Here is a 20888-nt window from a genome sequence, read left to right on the forward strand (position 1 = left end):
GTTTACCATAGAAATTAACAAAACACTAGTATTAAAACACAAAAACCTTAATAAAGACATGGATTCAAGAACAAATATTTTAATTAATGCTGCTCAAGGGCGAATTGAAAAAGTAGAAAAACATGAACCAAATTACGCCCTTAGGTATAGCCAGCAAATCAACTTAGTCCTAAATTTTTTATTACAAAAAAATGACATTTCTATTCTTGAATCAGTCGAAAATCGAGGTATAGATTTTTTAGACTGGGCCATTAACAAAAAAAATGAACTTTGGACAATAGAGGATATCCCGATTCAAGAACTCATCAGGCCTGTATCTGAAAATTCTATTTATAAATGGATTATAGGGAATTTTATAAAGTCTAAATTGACAAGTTACAGTGAACTAATTGAAGAAGATTTCAATAAATACCTTAACTTTTTCAAGAAACAGGGGTTTAAAGATACTGATATATGTCGAATTTTATTTTCTAGCGGTAATACCTCAGTTTTATTTCATTTTCAAGATAAAATAAAACAACTTTCTTTATACGGTAAATACCTTCTTGAAAAATTAAAAACAACAAAAACAGAAGAATCACAACAGATTTTAGAGATTGTCTTTCAAAACGCTTTTGGAGAATACCGTGATATAAAATCTCATATTTTAGATTTCCTGTTCACTTACCATCAAGAAGCACTTGAAAATCATTACGTTAAATTTATGTATAGAATGGATAGTGTATATGACAATTCAATTTCGGCTTATCGACCCGTAAAAAAAATAGAAATTGAAAATATCTTGTATCTCATTGACAAAAATGCAACTAGATTTGAGCAAGATATAATAGAGATTATGAAAGATACATACCCAGAGTCATATAACCAATTTAGTGTGTATATTAAAATGGATGAATATATACCTAATAAATACAATGATGAAATTGAACAGTTTATAAATGAATACTATACCCAACAGTGCATTGCAGAAGGACAAGTTTATTACAGTTATTTGAGCGAATCCTATACAAATGGACAACCATCCAGTGTGGCTATCGCTAAGTGGCTATTAAAAAAAGATGAAAATACAGCTAAAGAACGGATACGAAAGTACCTCGAAGTTAGTGACTTTTTTTATCCTGAATTCCCTCGATTTTTAAGTGACCATTTTGGAAGTGATTCGCTTGAATTTCTTGTTATTGCTCTAAATAAAAACCCAAAATACCTACAAAAAAACTTCCACGACGTCGTTTTTTCATTAATTGAGCAATATAATTTTTCGTCAATTGCCCCCCAAATTTGGGAATATGCCATTCACAATGCAAGTAAAAATACCCGAAATTTGGCCGCCAATACCCTTGCAAAACTGGGAAATGAATCATTAGAAACTGCAAAAAATCTTTTACAAGCAAAAACCGCCGATGCAAGGATAGTGGCAGCACTTGTGCTGTCAAAATTAAAAACAGAAGATGCTGAGCGAGTTTTAAATGCGGTATTAGAAATTGAAAAAAATGATGATACTCGTGATGTTATCCTTGAAGCATTAGAAGAAACACTTTTCACAAACCCAATTTCTCTAACTCAAGCAAAAAACATCATTCAAAATGCTTCAAAACGGGGCAAACTTTCCAAATTTTCTGAAAAATGGATTGATGAGACTCAACTCCCGCCTATCTATTGGACAAACAATCAAGGGGCATTTTCCAAAGAAGAAGTAAGGTTTTTATTCTATCGAATGCCCCGAGGGAAGGGGTTAAATTCGGACATCGAGCTTCGTCAATTATTACCTTTAATCGACCGAAATCTATCAGGAGGGTTTGCCAAAGCACTACTCAAAGCTTTTGCTGACTCTGGTTCTAATTCAAAATTCAAGTACTACTTAACAACTGGAGGAATGTTGGGCGGTGATGAAGCCTTGACAACCTTAAAAGGTATTTTTAAATATAACATGGATGAAAAAAGGTATAAAATGGCAGAATACGCCATTGATGCCATGATGCAAGTCGGAACCAATAAGGCTCTTAGGAGTATTGAGGTAATTTCAAGAAAATATGTAAGTAAAAGGCCCACCGTAAGTGACCGTGCCATTAAAGCCTTAGACGCTGCTGCACTTGAATTAAACATAACAACCGACGAACTAGCTGACCGAATCATTCCAAATTTTGAATTTGAAGGATTGTTTAAATCATTTAAGGCTGATGGAGAAGAATACAGAGCTTTTGTCAATTCAGACTTTACACTCTGCTACTTTGATGAAGATAATAAAATGCGAAAATCTCTTCCAAAATCAACCCCATCTGACCTTAAAAAGGAATTTAAAGAAATTGAGAAAGAGATTAGAGACGTAATAAAAACTCAAAGTGGACGTCTCGAAAAATACATGATTGAAGAACGTCGATGGCCAGTGGGCCAATGGCAAACTGCTTTTTTGGAAAGTCCCATTATGTTTGTTTATGCGATGAAGCTACTTTGGGGCATTTTTAACAAAGAGAATGCATTTAAAGGGGTGTTTTACTGCCAAGAAGATACTTCATTATTAAACCTTGATGACGACGAAATAGAGTTTGAAGAGGGTGATTATATTTCTATTTTACACCCAATCTATCTAACTCAAGAACAAATCAAAGCTTGGCAGAGTAAAGTTTATGAACTCAGTGTTTTGCCAGTTTTTAGTCAATTAGAAAGAAAAACTTTCACTCCATCTACAGACGAACTCGGATTGAGCTACACGCGTATTTTCCTCAATCAAGATATTCCCAAAGGAGCTGATTATGCAAGCAGTACCATTGAAAAATATGGATGGATTAAACGTACGGGTGATGGTGGATATCTTGAACTCATTAAAAAACATCAAATCGCTTCAATTCAGGCAAATGTCGAAATAGAAGGTGTCTATGCTTGGTACCAAGGTGGGAATGCCAAAGCTACTGTGAATACAATCTCATTTAGAGGAAAATCGGGGAATGACACTTTATTATTGAAAGACATCCCCCCTGTTTTCTTTTCTGAAGTATTATTTGACATATACCGGTTGATAAACGCCGTTTAAAGCTTATATTTTAACTACCCAAAACGGATAATTAATTAACTTTCGAGATGCCTCTTCATATCTTAGGAATACGTCACCATGGTGTGGGTTCGGCCAAGAATGTCGTTGAACGACTGGCCCAACTACAGCCTGATATTATTTTGGTTGAAGGCCCACCCGAACTCGATTCCATCGTTCAGTGGGTAGGTAAAAGTGGTCTAAAACCACCCGTGGCTGTGCTGGGGTACAACCTCGACGACCCTCAGCAAGCTACGTTTTATCCTTTTGCCGAATTTTCTCCCGAATGGCAAGCAATTTCATACGCCCATGCCAAGCAGCTTCCCGTTCGCATGACAGACTTGCCTTTGGCCATCTCTTTTCAAGAACAAATCAACCAACGAGAAGCCAAAAAAGAGCAAACAATTGAGGTGAATGAGGAAGAACACAAATTTTTGTTGCCTTACAAAGACCCCATTTCTTACTTTTCGGACGTCGCAGGCTACGACGACGCCGAACTTTGGTGGGAACATCACTTTGAGCAAAAATACATTCCAAACAACGCGCAAGAACATTTTGAGGCGGTGTTGCTGATGATGAGTGAACTACGTGCCGCTCAGGTAAAATCAGCGCTAGACCAAGAAAACGTCGCCCGCGAAGCGTACATGCGGGAGCTGATTCGGAAAGCACAAAACGAACTCTATACCAACATCGTCGTGGTTTGCGGCGCTTGGCACGCTCCCGCCCTCCTCGATGTCGAATCGACTGCGAAGCAGGACGCCAAACTGTTGAAAGCGTTGCCCAAAACAAAAATTAAGGTGGGCTGTACGTGGATTCCTTGGACCAACGACCGCCTTTCGATGTTTTCTGGCTACGGAGCGGGTATTACCTCGCCAGGATGGTACGAACACCTCTGGAAATACGGCCAAAAAGACGATGGCTCGCGCTGGCTCACCAAAGTAGCGCGGTTGCTCCGTCAAAAAAAAATGGACATTTCCACGGCGCACGTCATCGAAGCCTTTCGATTAGCAGAGACCTTGGCAAGCCTGCGGGCCTTGTCGCGCGTGGGACTTCACGAACTCAATGAAGCCACGCAGACGGTCATGTGCATGGGTGATGGAATCTTACTCGAATTGGTCAAAAAAGAGTTGATTGTTGCCCAACGAATTGGAAAAGTCCCCGACGAACTTCCCAAATTACCGCTTCAAGACAATTTTGAAAAATTAGCCAAAAGCTACCGATTGCCCATTACAGCCGAAAAAAAGGATTACGAACTTGACCTCCGCAAAGACACCGACCTCCAACGAAGTAAACTAATTTACCGACTGGGAATTTTAGACATCCCATGGGGTACTCGCCTGTACGCTCGAAACAAAGGGACGTTTAAAGAAGCTTGGACGCTTCGCTGGCAGCCCGAAATGTTTATCAATCTCATCGAAAAAGGCATTTGGGGTAATTCCGTTGAAGCTGCTTGTACCCAATTTTTGATTGATAAAAGCAAAAAAAACAATACCATCAAAGACCTTGCGGACATGATTCAGCAAGCGATTCCCGCCGAATTGTTTGGGGCAATTGAACAGCTTCTTCACAAAATAAGCGAAGTTGCTACAGTTTCTGCTGACATTTTGGAGTTGATGACAGCCTTGCCTCCCCTGGTGGAAGTAAGTCGCTACGGTAACGTCCGCAAAACTGACCTTTCGGCCATCAATCAATTGGTCGAAGGATTGCTTACGCGCATCTGTATTGGTTTGCCCAACGCTTGTTACGGCTTAGATGACGAAAACTCACGAAAGGTTTTTGATTATATCAAACAAGTCAACGAAGCCACCCGACTCATTGAGAACGAAGCTCTTACCCAAAACTGGCATTCCACGTTACGTACCTTACTCGACAAAGAAGGAGTTAATGCCATCATTCTGGGCTGCACCTGTCGATTACTGTTTGACGCCCAAGTGCTTGATGAATTTCAAACTGCCCAAAGATTTGAATTAGCTCTGTCGAAAGGAAACGAACCCTTGTACTCGGCAGGCTGGGTCGAAGGCTTTCTCAAAGGAAGTGGCATGATTCTGCTGTACGATAATGTACTCTGGAATTTGCTCTACCGTTGGGTCTTTGAACTCTCAGAAGAGTATTTCATTGAATTGCTTCCTATTCTTCGTCGAACATTTTCAAAATTTGAACCCTCCGAACGCAAACAACTCGGAGAAAAAGCTAAAAAGGGTGCCAATGTAGAACAAACCCTCATCCTTGCCACCACTGAAACCGTCGATTTTAATCACCAACGCGCTGAGGAAGTTCTGCCAATGTTGCAGTTGCTCTTGGGGCTAAAATAAGAAAAAGCCAATGTCACACACTGATTCAGAAAATTTACGCCGCTGGCGACTTATTTTAGGCGGTGACGAAGCCGACGGAACCGACTGTCAGCTACACGGGCTTGATGCACAAATGGATGCATCTCTGTCGGCCCTCTATGAATTTGAACGAAAACAACGATTCGATTATAAATCCCCCCAAGATGGAGGAAGTCGCAAGGGAGGCTCAGAGGGTTCAAACCCTTCTGTAGCTCGCTGGCTAGGCGATATTCGCAATTATTTCCCGCAATCGGTCGTGCAAGTCATACAGGGAGATGCCCTCAAGCAACCCGTGCTTCAGAAAAAACTCATGCTCGAACCCGACATTTTAGAACAAGCCACCCCAAATGTAGCTTTGGTTGCGAACCTGATGGAATTGGGCAAACTGATTCCCTCTAAAACCAAAGAGACCGCCCGACGGGTGGTTCAGAAAGTCGTGGAGGAACTTATTCAAAAGTTGGAACAAAAAACGGTTCAGGCCATCACGGGAGCGTTGAATCGAAGCAGCCGTAACAAAAGGCCACGTTACAATGAAATCGACTGGAACACCACCATTCGCAAAAATCTAAAGCATTATCTCCCTGAATACAAAACGATTATACCCGAAACAAGAATTGGCTACGGGCGTAAAAGCAAACGCTCGCTCAAAGATGTGGTTCTTTGCCTCGATCAAAGCGGATCGATGGGTGCTTCGGTCGTCTATTCTGGGATTTTTGGGGCGGTCATGGCTTCCTTACCTCAAATCAAAACCCAAATGGTTGTATTTGACACCGAAGTGGTGGATCTAACCGAAGACTTAAAAGACCCCGTCGAACTACTTTTCGGGGTGCAATTGGGGGGAGGAACCGACATCAATAAGGCACTAGCCTATTGCAAAAAAATCATCTCACAGCCCGATGACACCATCTTAGTACTGATCACTGACCTGTGCGAGGGCGGCGATGAAAGCCAAATGCGAAAACGCGTGGAAGAACTGGTTACTGACGGGGTTCAAGTCATTTGTTTACTTGCATTAGACGATTCGGGAGCTCCGTATTTTGACACCCACAACGCCAAGTTCTTATCTGCCTTGGGTGTCCCAGTCTTTGCCTGTACACCCGACCTGTTCCCCGATATGATGGCCGCAGCTATTAACAAACACGACATGGCACAGTGGGCGGGCGACAATGGCATTGTACTCAAAGGAAGCAAATCATAGCACAAAAGTAAAAGCTCAGTAAAGCATTCTTTTATGAGAAAATGTCAGAACCTACCCCTAAACCTCTCTAAAAACATGATTTACAGAGCCTTTACACTTTTCCTTATCGTCCGCTGTTTTGGTAGCATAGCCCAGCCCGTCACTACGATGCTGCCCTCGGGCTTTAAAAAGACCACCCTTACGCGGGAGTTTATCTCGGAAGGTGCGACCGTTGCCGACTTGAACCGCGACGGAAAAATGGACATCGTGGCGGGGTATTATTGGTTTGAAGCTCCCACTTGGAAAGTTCACCAAATGCACCCCGCCGACGCGACAAAAGCCCAGTCGTCTGCCGTGGGTTTTGGGATGTTTTCCAACGTTTTTAACCCCCGAAAAGAATACAGCAACTCGTTTCTGAACTTAGGAATGGACGTTAATCTCGACGGCTGGGACGATGTGGTCATCATTGATTTTCCAGGAAAACCCGCTTTTTGGTTTGAAAATCCCAAAAATAAGGCAGTAAAAGCTTGGACAAAACACATTATCGCCGATTCGATGGGAGTTTCCAACGAATCTCCCGCGTTTGTGGACATTGATAAAGACGGACGGCTCGATATTTTGTGCGGCGACCCCGCCAAAAAACAAATTGTTTGGCTCAAAGCTCCCACCAAAAAGGGAGAAACACGCTGGCAACGTTTTCCTCTAACGGGTGAAAAAGTAGCAGGTACCGAAAATTTTTCGCACGGAATTGGCTACGGCGACCTCAACAAAGACGGATTGAATGACATTGTAGTGCGAGAAGGGTGGTTTGAAGGAACCAAAGACCTTGGTTCGGCCAATTGGAAGTTTCACCCTGCCAACCTCGGCGACCCCTGCTCGCACATGCAGATTTTGGACGTGGATGGTGACGGTAAAAATGACGTGGTAAGTGCCTCCGCCCACGCGCTGGGGGTATGGTGGCACCAGCAAATCAAGGATGCGCAGGGTAATCTCAATTTTAAAACCCACCTCATCAGTACCACTACCGCCCAAACGCACTCTTCTATCATGGCCGACTTAGACGGCGACGGCAAAAAAGAATACATCACTGGCAAACGCTTTTTGGCCCACCACGGCCGCGACCCAGGCGACGCCGACGCCTCTATTTTGTTTTGGCTAGAGTTTACCCCAGGTAAAGCCCCTTACTGGAACGAACACCTGATTGACAACGACTCGGGGTCGGGATTGAACGTTACGGTAAAGGACATGAACAACGACAAGACCTCGGACATCGTCATTGCCAATAAAAACGGGGTGTATTTGTTTGAGAATTACCTTACGAAAAGCAAAAAATAAGGCGTAACCTTTGTTGAATCACAAAACAAAAAAGCGAGCCTAGGCTCGCTTTTTTTATGGAAAATGTTTGTCTTGGCTGCTAAAAGCTAGAAAAATAGCCCTTTGCTAATCATTGGGTACAAGTAGTGAAATACGATGTAACCAAAAATCAAGAGAGTTAAGCCAGCTAACCAAATCGTTTGGTCTAGTACCAACGGGGTTCGTTTATCTTCAATGATGCGGTAACTTTTTACTGGTTTCATAATGCGGTAAAGTTTAAGAGTTTTCAGGCGACAAAATTGCGTACTTTTCTTTGAATGCTTTAGCGTAAAAATACCTGTTTTTCAAAGAAATTATTTTTCGGTTGCCTTAAGTACCCAGATGATACCATTTAATGACTGTAGAAAAACGACTCAAATAAATAGCCCATTTTTTGGTTTGAAAGTAGTACTAGCAAAGCGCTAAACTCTTATGAACTCCTCTTCGACCTATCCTCAGGTACTTATCAAAAGTAGCCTGCTCACAGCCTTATTTTTAGGACTTTGCCTCACTTTCAATCGTCAACTCTCGGCCGCAGAACTTGCCCTCGACAGCCCCTTTTTTGTCGTACTTTTCTTTCTTCTTTTTACCGTTGGGCATCCTGCGGTGGTGGCACGGTGGCAACCTCGGCTTACCGCTTCGGGACAACGGGCGCTGCTTTTTCCTGCGTTGCTGATTGGCATTTTGTATGCTTACCTCATCGTCCACGGCCACAGTCCCTTTCAAGGGTCGGCGGGGTTGTTTATCTTTTTCTTGGTATTCCCAACGCTCGGCTTTATTGCCTTACAACGCGTTGATGCCCCCGTGGCTTGGTCGGATGTCATTTTTTTGCTGATGATTGTGATTCCCGCCACCAGTATTTCGTTTGGCGTTGGGACGTCGTTGCCTTTCAAAGGCTCAGGATTCAGCAACGCCATGCGATTGGTGATTATGATTTCGGCCGTATATAGTTTTTCGTACGTTCGCCGCCTGCCCAGCGTCGGTTTTTACCTCATTTTTCGGTGGAAATACCTATTCATAGCCTTGGGCGCTTGGCTAGCGTTTTTGTCGTTGGTGGCCGTGCTTGGCTATTTTGGAAAATTCTTAAACCTAACGGGGCACGACATTCTTTCCCCCAATTTTGCCTACGAATACCTCAAGGATTTTGTGAGAATCTTTTGCGGAACGGCGCTTTTTGAAGAATTATTTTTACGGGGTATTTTACAAAACTTAATCACCCGCAAAGTCACCGACAGCCCCCGCTGGAATGGCTATTTGAAATGGGGCTTTATCGTATTTTTTGTACTATCGTTTGTCACGGGCTATTTGGTCGAGCCCAAACTCACTTGGTTTCCTATGCTCACTACGGCCTTGCTCTTTGGAGCGGCTTACTTCATTGAAAAACAGCAATTTGAAAAATTAGGCACCTACACGGCTCTTGCCATCACCAGTGTATTTTTTGGACTTGTGCATTTTCATGCGGGCTCCATGCTCTTCGTGGGTCTTGCCAGCGTAGCAGGTTGGGCGTATGGTTATACTTACCTCAAAACCCAAAATGTGTTTTACGCGGCGCTTGTTCATGCGCTTGTCAATTCGTCGGAGTTTTTGTTTCACATTTAGGTCATGAGCCATACCACCATCATCATTAGGAAGTTTCTTGTAACTTGCATCCTTGTGTTCCATTTAACCTATTGATGATGAAAGTCGCACCGTATTTTCTACTTGCGCTGTTGGCCATCCAATGCAAAACAGCGTCAACACCTTCCCAAAATTTGCAGGAAGCTCTTACCGATGTCGAAAAAATCAAAGGCCGTACCGAGTACATTGAGTCGCCCTACGTAACGGCAGGCGACCGTGTCTATATGGTAGGCCACCAAGACGGCTCTTTTCCCGACTTGGGGTGGCACATTACGGGAGAAATGGGGGGAATTTGGGACCATCCCATCAAATTAATGGATGGATTTTCGGCCCAATTAACCCTCAACAATTCTACCCTTTGCCTTAGTAAAGCTGACACTTTCTACAACTATCCCTTTGCAAATCAGCATGTTTATCTTCTCCCCAAAGAAGGAATGCGGGTAGAACGTTTGCAGTTTGTACCCGATGGCAAAGAGGCCGTGGTAGTTCAGTATGCGTTTCATAACTCCGATGCCCAAGAGAAAAAAATCACGTTTCAATTCAACGGAAAATCGGATTTGCGGCCTACTTGGCTTTCGGAACGCACCAATACCCAAGACGGAAACGACCAAGCGACGTTTGATGCGGGTACTAACGCTTGGGTCGTGAAAGATAGCCTTAATGAATGGTTTGTTACATTTGGGTCAACGCTCGCGCCCGTCAAATACGCGACGGAAGCCAACAATTGTACCTTAAAATCAGTAGGCAAAGGCACCAATGCTTCGCTGACCTATGAGCTCACGCTACCTGCCAATGGGTCAGTCGTTCTGCCGCTGACGATTGCAGGTTCGTACGAGTCGAAGACCAAAGCGCAAGAAACCTTGGCGGAAGTTCAGGAAAAAACGGCGGAATTATTCAGTACCAAAAAGAAAAGATATGCCGAATTAGCGTCACAAACCCAAGTTTCGATTCCTGACAAAGACGTCCAACAAGCCTTTAACTGGCTCAAATACAGCACCGACTGGCTAGTGCGCGATGTGCCTGCGGTGGGTCGTGGGCTTGCCGCAGGTCTGCCCGACTATCCGTGGTGGTTTGGGGTGGACAACGAGTATTCATTGCAAGGTGCTTTGCTCATTGGTCGCTTTGATATTGTGTATAAAACCATTGAGTTGCTTGTTAAAGAGTCGAATCGGGTCAATAAAAACAGCGGGCGGATTCTCCACGAAATGTCCACCAACGGCCAAGTGTTTAACGAAGGAAACATCAACGAAACGCCCCAATTTGCGACCCTTATTTGGACCGTTTATCAGTGGACTGGCGATAAGGAGTTTTTAGCCAAATATTACCCAACCGTCGTCAAAGGCTTGGATTGGTTGATGAAAGAAAACGACAAAGACGGAAATCTGCTTCCTGACGGCTTTGGAATGATGGAAATTCACGGGCTGAACAGCGAAATGATTGACGTGGCGGCTTACAGTCAGAAAGCCTTTGCGGACGCGGCCCAAATGGCCAAAGAAATGGGTGACGTGACGTTGGTGACTAAGTACCAAACCATTGCACAAAAAATTAAGGACAAAATCAATACGGAATTTTGGGTACCTGAGAGTCAGTCGTATGCCGATTTTATTGGGACGAAAGAACAGACCCTCCATCTCATTGACGACGCCATCGTGAGGGCTGATACGCTCAAAAAACCGTGGGCAGTCGCCGAAATGAAAGCCTTGAAGGAAAAGGTCAAGTCGTTGCCTGCGGGTACGAAAAAGGGCTTCGTTTTACACCACAATTGGGTCGTAAATACGCCGATGGAAATGGGCATTGCCGATGCTGAGAAGGCTTTAAAAGCCCTCAAAACGGGGCAAAAGTTTGTCAATCCGTTTGGCATGTTCGTGACGGGTATCGACCGCGACGAGTCGGCGGGCAAAGACGTGAGTTCGGCAGCAAAAGGAAAGAAAACGTTTACCTATACGGGCGCGGTCATGACCCTTCCAACGGGTGTACAGGCCATTTCTGAAAACAACTATGGCCGCCCCGACCACGCCCTCGACTACCTCAAGCGCATGACGCGGGCCTTTAGCTTTGCACTTCCAGGGTCGATGTACGAAGTCTCTCCCGACTTTGGCATGTTTGCCCAAGCGTGGACACTCTACAGTTTTGGCGTCCCCATCGTCCGTCAGTTCTTTGGTATTCAACCCAATGCTGCGCATAAAATCATTCGGATTCAGCCGCAACTTCCTTCGACGTGGGACAAAGCAAGCGTGGAAAAATTAACCATTGGCGACAATCAGCTAACGGTTCATTTTGAAAAAAGTGGCAACCAACAAACCATTCGCCTATCCCAAACCAAACCAGAGTGGAAAATTGTTTTTGCTTTGCCAAAAGGGAAATACAAGACGTGGAAAATAAACGGGAAAAGCGTAACGGCGACGCCAGAAGGAGCGTTGGAAGTAACGGGAGGCAACGGGGAGAAAATCGAACTCGAAGCCTTACAATGACATGAGTTTACTTTCCCGAAAGTTTTGAACTTTCGGGAGGGTCTTAAATGACATAAAATCTACCCTCCTGAAACTTTTTAACTTTCGGTAGGATACTCTAAACCCATGAATCTAAAGATTTTAACTCGCCTTCTTCCCTTTATCTTAGCATTGGGTCTGTTGGGTTTCTTATCCGATTCCCAACAAGTGTTCAACCTAGAAAACGCCTTCCCTCACCTCACATTTGAACGTCCCGTTGAGTTAACTCACGCGGGCGATGGTTGCAATCGTTTGTATGTGATTGAGCAAGAAGGGCGGATTCGGGTGTTTGAAAATAGCCCATCAATAAAGTCAGCCGACGTTTTTTTAGATCTCAAAAACAAGGTTTCTTCCGAAGGCGAAATGGGACTTTTAGGGCTGGCGTTCCACCCAAACTTCAAACAGAATGGGTACTTTTATGTGTATTATACCAAACGTAAACCGTTGGAATCCATCATTGCCCGCTACCAAGTGGTTTCCAATAAAGTGGACGTTTCGACGGAAGCTATTTTACTGCGGTTTGACCAGCCATACGACAACCACAACGGCGGCAAAATCGCATTTGGACCCGATGGATACCTCTACATTGGAACAGGAGACGGCGGTGCATGGGGTGACCAGCATAATTATGCCCAAAATCGAAGTTCGTTGCTGGGGAAAATCTTACGAATTGACGTCAACCAAACAACCCGAGGCGCTTACGGCATTCCAACTGACAACCCCTATGTGGGCTCAAAAGAAGGATTTCGGGAAGAAATCTACGCTTATGGACTGCGAAATCCGTGGCGGTTTAGCTTTGATACTCACACAAAACAGCTTTGGGTGGGCGATGTGGGTCAAAATGAATTTGAAGAAATAAATATCGTGACCAAAGGAGGTAATTACGGCTGGCGACTCAAAGAAGCCGTTCGTTGTTACAACCCTCGAAAAGATTGTGACCCTACCCAACAACTCATCGACCCAATTCACCATTACCCTCGCACTGACGGAGTTTCGGTGACAGGAGGGTTTGTGTATCGTGGTTCGCGTGTGCCTTCCCTGCGGGGAAAATACCTTTTTGCCGATTATAGCAACGGCCACATTTGGGCACTTTCGTTTGAAGGAAATACAAAAACGGGACTGGAATTGGTCAATAAAGAAGGAGGTTCTGTTTCGGCTTTCGGCGAAGATGCCAAGGGAGAACTTTACATTTTAGACCACAATAGTGGTAAAATAAAACGGCTTTAACAGCTACCTTCCCGAAAGTTTTAAACCTTCGGGAAGATAAACTAGACTAAATACCTTTCGCGATTTTATCCAAACGCACAATCGACTGCACCATCGAACGAACGTCATGGTAGTTGATTTTCCACGAATGGCTCATGTGTTTCCAAATCGGCACCCCTTGGCGCGTCATCAGCGGCCACCACTCTCCTAGTTCGTGGTTAATCATTTTATCAAAAACAAAACGGTGAATATTCTCATACGCCTCTAAGTACTTTTCGTCTTTGAGGTAACGATACGCATCCAACATCCCAATCAACATTTCGGCTTGCTGCCAAAATTCTTTTTCGCGGTCATACACCTCTCCTGCGTGCGAACCTTCAACATACACTCCACCAAACTCCCAATCAACGCCGTATTGTAATGAATGACTGTATGATTTTTTGATTTGGTCGCCATAGGTATCGTAAGGTAAACCTAACACGTCGAGGGCGTGCATCAACAACCACGCAAACTCCGAGTTGTGCCCATAACTTGTATTGTCTTCGGCGGCGGCTTTCAGGCCATCTTCAGTGAAACGATCCCAACCCCACACAATATCAAACTTGATTTGTGGCGCTACCGACCAGTCTGCCCAAAACTGAGGAATACCCGTCCCGTATTCAGGGTGCATAATTTTAGTCACCAACAATTCAATGATTTCTAACAACTTACGACGGTGTACCTCCAATCCTGTACATTCGTACAAGGTCGTGAAGGCTTCCATTAAGTGCATGTGCGCGTCGAGCGTTTTACGATCCCCACCTGCTGCGCCTGGCCCTTTGAGGGTCCAATCGCGGTGGAACATTTCAAAATAGCCACCAAAGTGCGTATCTGCGCCGTATTTTTGGAGAAGGTCAAAGCATTTTTCAGCGTACTCGCGGCCTCGTGGATCGCCCGTTGCCAACGTATATTCACTCAACGAATAAATGCAAAAGCTCAGCCCGTAGATAATTTTCTGGTCGTTGGTCACTTCACCCTTGCGGTTGGTCATCCAGTAAAACCCACCAAACTCCTCGTCCCACATGTTGTTGATGAGGTAATCTACTCCGTGGCGGGCCATTTCGGCAAACTCTCCATTCCCGTACCCCGCACGGTGTACCGATGAATACGTAAATACCGACCGAGATTGGGCAATCAGCGATTTTTCATCTTCGCCCGAGTCGTTTCCAAACTGGTCAAAATGTGTAATAAACCCTCCATTTTCTTTATCGACAGTACGCTTTACCCAAAAAGGCAATAATACATTGTTAAGGTACGTCTCAATTTCCTGACGCAAGGAGGCGATTTTTTCAGAAGTCATAGTTAAGAGCTTTTTTTCTTAAAATACAAACATGTGTTATAACTACTGAAAGTGCGTCTATTTAGGCTATGACTTGCCAAGTTTATATTCCTCCATACCCAAAACTTGGCAAGTCAAACCATCTACAAACCAAAGACTTGCCAAGTTTATATCCTCCATTCCCAAAACTTGGCAAGTCAAACCATCTACAAACCAAAGGCTTGCCAAGTTTATACTACTCCGCATTCAAACTTAGCAAGTCTGTATCCTGAGTATGATATTCAAAAACAATCATTTTTTGTCTTAATTTCCCTAAATTGCATCCTAGATTAAAACCATTATTTAACATGGAAACAATCAAAGTAATACTCCGCTCGAGTATTTTTTAAATCCATAAAATCCGTGTCTAAACCGTAACGTCCGTGTGCTCAAATCGTCGATAATAGCACACGGGTAACACGGATAGAACAGGTTCACACGGATAAAAGGGAGATAAAATAAAAATCTTCGGCTACAGTATCAAAGTAATTCATGACTTAAAACATTTTCAAAAAATGGCATCCCCAAAAAAAATAAAATTTCCTGAAGCAAAAAATGATTTTTCACCAGTCAATCAATTTAATCTAAGAGTATTCTGGGATTATTGGGCTGATGCAAACAAAGATTTCTATTTTCTTCTTTACGACGAAAATATAGTTTTAGAGTCTCTAAACTTAGACAACGATCACTATAGCGATGACATTATTGGCATAATTATAAAAGGCGATTTATTTGTTAATAATATTTACAATTTCGAGACTGACTATGGAATCCATTTAATTGTATTAGGCAATGTAATTGCAAAAAATATAATAGTAGGAGGACAAGATATAAACATTAGCGGCAACTTGACTATATCTGAAGTGTTTCTAGGATTTTACAATCATGGAAGTATGTTTGTAGAGGGAAACGTAAGTTGTCCTACTATTATTATTGAGGATTATAGCTTTGTGACAAATGGAGAAGTTGATGGTGCTGTATTTGGAAACGAATGTATTCATTTTTTAAATGAACCAAATGAAAAATCAATATGTCCTAGTCCTGACTTATATTTAGAAAGCATATTTGATGAGTCTGCATTTGAAGTGTATGACATAAATTTTGCAGCTCTTGCTCGTAAGGCAGAGTTAAATCAGCCAGTTTTATCAAAATATATTTATAACGAGCAAACAGACAATATTAGTATAGATGAAATTTTATATTGGATAAAATACCCTAATAAACATGCCTCTAAAAATAAAATTGTCATAAAAAAGTGGAACACATTAATTACCATAATTAAACATCCTATCCAAGAATTAGAAATTCAAGAATATAAAAAAATATACAAATTTCTTATTGTTGAAGCAAGAGTAGAATTACATTTTAAACAAAGAGAGTGTGAAAAATTTAAATGCATTGATAAAGGAAACAGAACCTATCGAAGAGCTAAAAGACTTCTTATAGACAAATCTAAAAATATAGATTTATATTTTCAAGATTAACTTTTGTCTTTATTTAAAAAACCGTATTTCTAATTTCAAAAAAACAGTAAACTTGGCAAGTCAAACCATCTACAAACCAAAGACTTGCCAAGTTTATACTACTCCATACCCAAAACTTGGCAAGTCAAACCATCTACAAATCAAAGACTTGCCAAGTTTATAATAGTCATAGCAAGTCTAAAGGGCAACGGTTGTTGGCTTTCCTTTTTGCACCGTGATTGTTTTGGTGTTTTTGCCGTATTTTACGCTGACCGTTCCGCCTAGTTTCGATGATACTTGCGCGTGGGTCAACTGCCCATTTTTCCATTTCATATCCACCACATAACCGCCTCTGGCACAGAGCCCTTTAACCTCACCATCTTTCCAAGCCGAGGGTAAGGCGGGCAAAAATTCAATGTTTCCATCGTGGCTTTGAAGAAGCATTTCGGCCAAACCTGCCGTTGCCCCAAAATTTCCGTCTATTTGAAAAGGTGGGTGAAGATTAAAGAAATTGGGCGCTGATTTTTGTTTCAAAATAATATTGAAGTTTTTCAGCCCTTCATCACCGTTTCTTAGCCTTGCCCAAAAATTAGTCACCCAAGCCGCACTCCAACCCGTTTGGCTCGCTCCGCCTCCGTTGGCCAAACGATATTCCAGCGATTTTTTGGCCGCTTCTACCAATTGTGGCGTTTGGCTGTAATTAAACGCATTGCCTGGATAAAGCGCGTACAAATGTGACATGTGACGGTGCCCTGGCTCCACTTCTTTGTACTCTTTAGCCCACTCCATCACGCGCCCGTCAGAACCAATTTTTACGGGTTGTAGCTTTTTGCGGGCGGCTTTCAACTCCCCAATAAAAGCGTCTTTGTCGTTAAGAATCTCAGCGGCACTGATGACGTTGCCAAAAAGCTCGTCAATAATTTCTTGGTCGTGCGCGGGGCCCATACTGATAGAGCCTCGGCTACCATCGGGGGCAACAAAAGCGTTTTCGGGCGAAGACGCAGGCCCCGACACCAGCAGCCCCGACTCACGGTCAACGACCAACCAAGCTTTGTAAAAACGAGCAGCGTTTTTGAGTGTATTATACACCGACTGCAAATAGTTTTTATCCTTCGTAAACGCATAATGCTCCCATAAATGTTGGCAAATCCAGCCACTCGCCCCCGACGTCAATCCCCACGAAGGGTGCTCGCCAGGCGAGGTAAAACCCCAGACGTTCACAATCGGATTTACACTCCAGCCTGGTAGCCCAAACTGTACAGAAGCCGATTTGGTGGCGGGTTTTTCAATATCCTTGATGAACTGCGTCATCGACAAATGCAACTCGCTAAGATTGGTAACTTCCGCAGGCCAATAATTCATTTGAATGTTGATATTGGTGTGGTAATCGCCATTCCAAGGTGTCTGGATTTTGTTGGCCCAAATTCCCTGAAGGTTGGCAGGGAGGGTATTTTCGCGGGTTGATGAAATCAACAAATAGCGACCAAATTGGAAATACAGTTGCGACAAATGATTGTCATTTTCGGTGGTTTTAAGACCCGAAAGTCGCTCATCTGTTGGAACATTATCGGCCGTTTCGCTCAACGTCAACGCTACCCGATTGAAGTACTTTTGGTAGTCGGCAAGATGCTCTTTTTTGGTTTGAACGTAAGGCTGCGCAAACGCCTTTTTCAAATTGGCCGCCGTAATTCCTTGATAATCTCGCCCTTTGTAAATGGGATAATTGGGCAGGTAATCGGTTGAAGCTGTGAGGTATAAAATCACTTCGTTGGCATTTTTAACCACCAATTTATTATCCAAAAACGACTGCGTTCCTCCGTTTAACTTAGCTTTAAGCCGCGTCATATACTGCATTCCGTCTGCGCCTTGGCCGTTGTGCAGCGCACCAAACATCCGTAATTCGCCGTCGGTGGCTTCGGTTGTAAACCGCTCAGGACGATTAAGGGAAGCAGTAAAACTAATAGCTCCCGTTTTGTTAGCCGTCAGGCGAACCACCAGCGCATTCAAAGGCCCACTGACAAAATACTCGCGTTTATACGTCACGCCATCTTGGGTATAGCTGACATTGGCAACGGCCTCGTTTAAGTTCAAATCTCGGTAATACGACTGATAATCACCCTGTTTTCCAAAATCCAACCACAAATCACCCAAGGTTTGAAAGCAGCCAAAAGGCACATTGGCTCCGTTTCCTTGTCCTGAACCTTTGCCTTTACAAATCTGCGTTTTGTTGGTCAACGCCGTTGCTTCTTTAAATTTTCCTTCAAAAAGTAAGTTGCGAATTTCATCCAAATACTTGGGTGCTTCAGGATTATCGTTGTCAAACGGGCTACCGCTCCAAAGCGTTTTTTCGTTGAGCTGAATGCGCTCTTTGTTGACATCTCCAAACACCATCGCACCAATATTTCCGTTCCCAATCGGCAAAGCTTTGAGCCATTCTTGATCATCTTTCCAGCCTTCTTTGCTGTCGGGTGTGGTGGCAGAAGCGGGTTGCTTGTACCAAAGTTTCAACGGTTGCTTTTGGCCATAAACTGTCCCCACAACTGCGAGACATAAACCGATTTTAATAAGTGTTTTTAACATAAAAAAAGGGATGTTTAGGGTTTTATTCTAACCGATGTTTTGTACTGAGGAATTACCTCTATGGCGTTGAAAGAAGGCCCTATTTTCTTGATATTATTGGCTAACTCCACCGAAATGCCTGTTATATTATTATTCCAATCTGCTAAACGCACACTCAGCGGCCCGAATGGAAGGTAATTTTTTAAGCCCAACAACCACGGAATTCCATTAAAAAGGTGGTCGGTTTTAAGCTTTTCGCCTTGCCACATTTCTGCTTGCCCGCCTCGATAATCTACCTTTACAAACACATCATTGATATAAGCAGGAAAGGCTTCCGCACTACCGATTTCGATGGTATTTGTTGCCAATTTTTTTATGCTTAATGCTGGTTGCTTTTGAGGAACACTTACGGTATAATTGTCCCACACTGTCGATTCAGTCTTCTTCTTAAGTGTTTCGAACGCTAATGTATTCGCAGGATAAATCTTAAAAACGAAAGTGGGTAGCTTCAACTGCAACAACGCTATTTCATTGTTTTTCACTACCATATCAGCTTCCGAAAGCACCAATGCTTGCTTTCCATGTAGGTTTACACGCCACGCGTTTTCCGCTTCGGCACGCGTCAAAAATACCAACGTAACCCGCTTTCTTACCCCATTTTTAAGTTCAATGACACTTGATTGGGAAGAAGAAACAACATCCAAACCACCTTCTTTACGAAGTGACCAACCCGCCGACTTCATCTCTTTTATGGTAGTTCTATCTAACGCCAGTTGCGGCTCAACGCCATTGAGTTTTTGAAAAAATACCATCAAATTCCCCTCGTTTTCGACCTTGGCGAAAGGTTGAGCAAGGGCATATTTTACCAAAACACCGTTGAGATTGAGGTTAAAGGGCAAAATCGGGGAAGTTTGTCCTTTCAGCGTAAACTTCGGAAAGTTAATGGTCTCATGGGGAAGTTTTACCTGCAAAGCCACCTGTTTATCAAGCATCGGAACCCGCACTTGGGCATTACAGAAGAATACAAATCCCTGATTGTCTTTGACCCTGCCAATGTACCTCACTTGCTCCGTATTCAATTCATCATGCAGGGGATTTTGAGCCTCTACGACCTTCATTTGCACCAATTCTTTGCCGAAATCATTGGCAAAATGGTGTAAAATCTTTAGGTATTTATAGGAAGGCCGCAAATAGCCAAATTCACTGATAGGCGCTTGAAAATCGTAATTTTCGGGGCAACCTGGTTCTTTCAACCCTGGCGATTGAGTACCACCCTGAAACATATAATACCCCATCATGTTCATCCCTCGACCGATTTGGTTTTGGAGGTGCGCTTCCACGATGTGGGGTTCTACCACAAAACGGTTGGCGTACGTCACCTGACTCCCACAGCCCTGTTCGCACATGCCTTTTGGAAAACGTTTGATATCGTAATACACTTTGCCCAATGCGTCGGTCATAATCCATTGGTCGTTGCCATAGAGAAAATCTTTCGTGGCCTTTCCCCCGCCTTTTTCCCAGCCACGGTAGGGATAGCCACCTTGGAGCGGAATCACCTCTTCTTTGGTGTCATCAAAAACCGTATTGGCCGTCACTGACCAATAAACAGGCTCAATTTTGCTGGAAAGCGCCATTTTCTTCAAGGTGGAGATGTGCTCCGCCTGTCCAGACGCATATTCATTTTCAAGCTGTACTCCAATGATAGGGCCGCCATTTTTAAAGTAAAGACCGTTTGTTTGTTCCCCAATTTGTTGGAAAAACCGAGTAGCCTCCGCTAAATAAGTTGGGTCATTAGAACGCTTACCTTTCATTGAATTTATCCAATCGGGGTGACCGCCGTGCAGTTGTTCCCCGTGAGACCACGGGCCAATTCTCAGCCAAACATACAGTCCGTGTTTACTGCACAGTTCCACAAACCGCCGCAGGTTACGCCCTTTTTCCCAATCCCATTTACCCTTTGGGGTTTCATGTTCGTTCCAAAAAACATAAGTCGCCACAATCCCCAAACCGCCACTTTTCATTTTCAAAAGTGCTGATTCCCAATCTTGGGGATTGACCCGATTGTAGTGAATTTCACCCATCAGTGGATACCACGGCTCGCCATTTTTGACAAAGTACTGATTGTTAACCGCCAACGTATTTCCTGAAGGATTTATGCCTTGCATTGGCAACACCCTTGGGGTTGTTTGTTCAACCTTTGTCATGTCCAATACGGCTAACTCTTGGGCATGGGTTGACGTCAATCCTGCCAAAAAAGTTAACCCCAAACCCATTTTTTTTAAAATATTCATGCTCGAAATCTGCTTCATTTT

General features: G+C 43.4%; 12 protein-coding genes. 8 read left to right on the forward strand and 4 right to left on the reverse strand.

Annotated features, from left to right (window positions below; all coding sequences use genetic code 11):
• The first annotated feature begins 58 nt into the window (after positions 1-58).
• From AC23P2_RS07545 to AC23P2_RS07560, 4 genes are all read left to right on the forward strand, one after another.
• The gene (locus AC23P2_RS07545) at positions 59-3028 is read left to right on the forward strand and encodes a DUF4132 domain-containing protein (RefSeq protein ID WP_487772619.1); all 2970 of its coding nucleotides are present in this window, start codon (positions 59-61) and stop codon (positions 3026-3028) included.
• A 47-nt stretch (positions 3029-3075) separates the two neighbouring features.
• Positions 3076-5337, forward strand: coding sequence for a DUF5682 family protein (locus AC23P2_RS07550; RefSeq protein WP_487772620.1), 2262 nt, complete (start codon positions 3076-3078; stop codon positions 5335-5337).
• Positions 5338-5347: 10 nt separating this feature from the next.
• Complete coding sequence (locus tag AC23P2_RS07555) at positions 5348-6553, forward strand: VWA domain-containing protein (protein ID WP_487772621.1); 1206 nt, start codon at positions 5348-5350, stop codon at positions 6551-6553.
• Positions 6554-6628: 75 nt separating this feature from the next.
• Positions 6629-7867, forward strand: coding sequence for an FG-GAP repeat domain-containing protein (locus AC23P2_RS07560; protein WP_487772622.1), 1239 nt, complete (start codon positions 6629-6631; stop codon positions 7865-7867).
• 86 nt (positions 7868-7953) lie between these two features.
• Here the strand turns inward: AC23P2_RS07560 and AC23P2_RS07565 are convergent, their stop codons facing one another.
• Complete coding sequence (locus AC23P2_RS07565) at positions 7954-8109, reverse strand: hypothetical protein (RefSeq protein WP_157607700.1); 156 nt, start codon at positions 8107-8109, stop codon at positions 7954-7956.
• Between the two features lie 208 nt (positions 8110-8317).
• Between AC23P2_RS07565 and AC23P2_RS07570 the strand changes: the two genes are divergently transcribed.
• The 3 genes from AC23P2_RS07570 to AC23P2_RS07580 all read left to right on the forward strand — a co-directional run bounded on the left by AC23P2_RS07570 (position 8318) and on the right by AC23P2_RS07580 (position 13218).
• Positions 8318-9484 carry a CPBP family intramembrane glutamic endopeptidase gene (locus tag AC23P2_RS07570; RefSeq protein WP_487772623.1) on the forward strand — a complete coding sequence of 389 codons (1167 nt, stop codon included), beginning with the start codon at positions 8318-8320 and terminating at the stop codon, positions 9482-9484.
• 74 nt (positions 9485-9558) lie between these two features.
• The gene (locus tag AC23P2_RS07575) at positions 9559-11973 is read left to right on the forward strand and encodes an alpha-L-rhamnosidase-related protein (protein WP_487772624.1); all 2415 of its coding nucleotides are present in this window, start codon (positions 9559-9561) and stop codon (positions 11971-11973) included.
• Positions 11974-12078: 105 nt separating this feature from the next.
• A complete protein-coding gene (locus tag AC23P2_RS07580) occupies positions 12079-13218 on the forward strand; it encodes a PQQ-dependent sugar dehydrogenase (RefSeq protein WP_487772625.1) in 1140 nt (379 codons plus the stop codon).
• Between the two features lie 46 nt (positions 13219-13264).
• Here AC23P2_RS07580 and AC23P2_RS07585 read toward each other — a convergent pair whose 3' ends face one another.
• Positions 13265-14536 (reverse strand): AGE family epimerase/isomerase, encoded by a 1272-nt coding sequence (locus tag AC23P2_RS07585; protein ID WP_487772626.1) that lies wholly within the window; start codon positions 14534-14536, stop codon positions 13265-13267.
• 533 nt (positions 14537-15069) lie between these two features.
• On the opposite strand from AC23P2_RS07585, the gene AC23P2_RS07590 reads away from it, so the two are divergent.
• Positions 15070-16038, forward strand: a complete 969-nt coding sequence (locus AC23P2_RS07590) for a bactofilin family protein (protein WP_487772627.1) — start codon at positions 15070-15072, stop codon at positions 16036-16038.
• A 177-nt stretch (positions 16039-16215) separates the two neighbouring features.
• On the opposite strand, the gene AC23P2_RS07595 is transcribed toward AC23P2_RS07590, so the two are convergent.
• Positions 16216-18597 carry a glycoside hydrolase family 95 protein gene (locus AC23P2_RS07595; protein WP_487772628.1) on the reverse strand — a complete coding sequence of 794 codons (2382 nt, stop codon included), beginning with the start codon at positions 18595-18597 and terminating at the stop codon, positions 16216-16218.
• A 14-nt stretch (positions 18598-18611) separates the two neighbouring features.
• The gene (locus AC23P2_RS07600) at positions 18612-20885 is read right to left on the reverse strand and encodes a beta-galactosidase (RefSeq protein ID WP_487772629.1); all 2274 of its coding nucleotides are present in this window, start codon (positions 20883-20885) and stop codon (positions 18612-18614) included.
• Positions 20886-20888: the final 3 nt, after the last annotated feature.

The organism is Runella sp. R0.1_18 (assembly GCF_057652155.1).